Annotated in this window: 4 protein-coding genes; 1 reads left to right on the top strand and 3 read right to left on the bottom strand. The window is 39.5% G+C overall.

The features are described 5' to 3' along the window. Window positions 1-354: 354 nt before the first annotated feature. Both PX481_RS06880 and PX481_RS06875 read right to left on the bottom strand, forming a co-directional pair. Window positions 355-549, bottom strand: a complete 195-nt coding sequence (locus PX481_RS06880) for a DUF2949 domain-containing protein (RefSeq protein ID WP_002757016.1) — start codon at window positions 547-549, stop codon at window positions 355-357. A gap of 374 nt (window positions 550-923) precedes the next feature. Then, window positions 924-1,445 carry a DUF192 domain-containing protein gene (locus PX481_RS06875; protein ID WP_081417822.1) on the bottom strand — a complete coding sequence of 174 codons (522 nt, stop codon included), beginning with the start codon at window positions 1,443-1,445 and terminating at the stop codon, window positions 924-926. Between the two features lie 303 nt (window positions 1,446-1,748). On the opposite strand from PX481_RS06875, the gene petM reads away from it, so the two are divergent. Continuing rightward, complete coding sequence (gene petM / locus PX481_RS06870; protein ID WP_002731506.1) at window positions 1,749-1,862, top strand: cytochrome b6-f complex subunit PetM; 114 nt, start codon at window positions 1,749-1,751, stop codon at window positions 1,860-1,862. Between the two features lie 27 nt (window positions 1,863-1,889). Here the strand turns inward: petM and PX481_RS06865 are convergent, their stop codons facing one another. Continuing rightward, window positions 1,890-2,051 carry a hypothetical protein gene (locus tag PX481_RS06865; RefSeq protein WP_502846657.1) on the bottom strand — a complete coding sequence of 54 codons (162 nt, stop codon included), beginning with the start codon at window positions 2,049-2,051 and terminating at the stop codon, window positions 1,890-1,892. Between the last annotated feature and the right edge of the window lie 32 nt (window positions 2,052-2,083).

The raw sequence follows: 2,083 nt of genomic DNA, 5'->3' as shown, positions 1-2,083 counted from the left end.
GGCGGCTCCCCAGAACAGTCTCAGCCTGGAAGTTGGTCACTAGCTAGACACTACCTAACAGCCACAGGCGATAGGCTGAGAGGCCAGAGATGCTGTCGTGGCTTTCATCTTACCTCTCAGCGGTTTTTGAGATGTTGCGTTCAAGGTAATTTTTGGCAAATTGGTCATGGGGTTTCATGGACTGAGCAGTTAATCGATAATTCTCAATTGTATAGTTATTAAAAAAGTGGGTTTAAATAACCCACTTCTCAAGTGATGATTGGTAGTTTTTGGGATCGGAATTTTCAAACTGTGCCAGAAACTATGAGCAGCCATGGCAATTATTCTCCTTGTCAATAGTGAGCAATTGTAAGATTAGACTACCTCTTCGAGAAAATCATAAATTTTGTCTAATTGTTCCAAGGTCACTAAACCGTACTGCCAGAGAATCATCGGTAAATGAATTTTATCAGATTGGATCGAGCGCTCGGCCATAGCGATCGATTCTTGGGGAAGGGACAATTCCTCTTGTAGAAATCGTCGGAATTGGGAATAGGCAATCGTGGACATAGGGGGATTTTTTTCCTCAATAGTTATAGTATATCTCGTGATTTTAACAAAACACTACCTGAGCGGTTTCAAGGACAGTTAGTCTTGCGACCGTTTTTTCTGTATCTAAGCTATCCCGATGATAGAGAGCGCTTTCCTAAAAATCGCTGGCTCTCTTAAGATAGTCCCGTTAGATCGAGCAGAATTTTGTCTCTGTTTAATCTATCTATATCAAGGGTAAAGATTATTCAATCTATGACTTGATAGACTATAAAAATCTTAATCGATATGGTTATATCTTAAACAGTATAAATGCGTAATAGCTTCTAAAAGCCATACTTATATTTCCAGACAAGGGACACCTTCTATAAGAAAGTTAACACCATTTTCAAAAATCAAGGTCTTGAGATAGACTCAATCTTAATTTTATCTCCTTCTTTCACTCCTAATTCTTTGGCTCGGCCCCCGGCTAGTTCGATCACTTGATTAACCATGGTGTTTGGCCCATAGACAGGACAAGGATCGACAGCACAAGGGGGGACATTCAGCAAAACTGCTTTTACTATACCATCTTTTAGAAAAATCATGTCTAGAGGAATCGAGACATTTTTCATCCAAAACCGGGCCATCAGAGGTTGTGCAAAGGGAAATAGCATACCGCGATTTTTCTCCAAAGACGAGCGATACATTAAACCCTTGGCCTGTTGTTCCTGGGTTTGAGCCACTTCTAACTCAATCATCTCACCATTAATATCTGCTTTGGCCGTGATCGGTAATATTTGCCCTTGATTCTCAGTCGTAATCTGAGCCATTGAACTATTATTACCATTGAGATTAGTCGATTGACAACTCAGCAGCAACAAACCTAAAAATAGTATTAACTTGATCTTGAGCATAAATGATTTTTTACCAGTCATCACCAATAGTTATCAATACTTAATTTTTCTAGTATAAGTGGAAAATTAAGCAGATAAGACATTATCATAAAGTGGCGACAGCAAATATAAAGATAGTATTAAAAATATCTAGCATGGGGGTGAGCATCCTTCCTTGAGGAGAGGGGCAGGATTGCTAGAACGTATATACTAGGAAAATTCTCAAAGTTATTGGCCGATTTTCCCCCTCAATTTTGCCCTAGTCCGGCAGCAGTCGATCGCCTTCGTAGGTTAAAATACCACTTATCTATATGATCGATTATTGTAGGCTCAGGAGCAATCACCATGACCGCAGAAAGTATGTTATTTAATGGGCCGATCGTGGCGATCGTTCTCGTCCTCGTCGGATTAGCTTGGGGTTTTCTCCTCCTCAAAATCCAAGGTGGAGAAGCGGAATAGCTTGTTTTTCCGTTCATGGTTACTTTATTAGTAATCATGAACTAATTTTTCCCGATCAAAAGTAATTAAGAGAAAATCAAGGTTCTTCGTTACTTGGTATGGTTCGATAGGGGGGCATAAATCGACTAAATCCTTATCTGGCAAGAGACTTAATTGATTAGTTCGCTCTAGATAAGAAATAATTGACAAAAATCGCTAAATGCCTTTCTATATAAGGGTTC

The organism is Microcystis sp. M53603_WE2 (genome assembly GCF_030065435.1).
The sequence above is the reverse complement of the archived record's forward strand: the minus strand, read 5'-3'. Positions and strand labels throughout refer to the sequence as shown.

Coding starts and splice junctions, on each gene's coding strand:
- PX481_RS06880 (WP_002757016.1), bottom strand. CDS start 549: ATGTCCACGATTGCCTATTCCCAATTCCGACGATTTCTACAAGAGGAA.
- PX481_RS06875 (WP_081417822.1), bottom strand. CDS start 1,445: ATGACTGGTAAAAAATCATTTATGCTCAAGATCAAGTTAATACTATTT.
- petM (WP_002731506.1), top strand. CDS start 1,749: ATGACCGCAGAAAGTATGTTATTTAATGGGCCGATCGTGGCGATCGTT.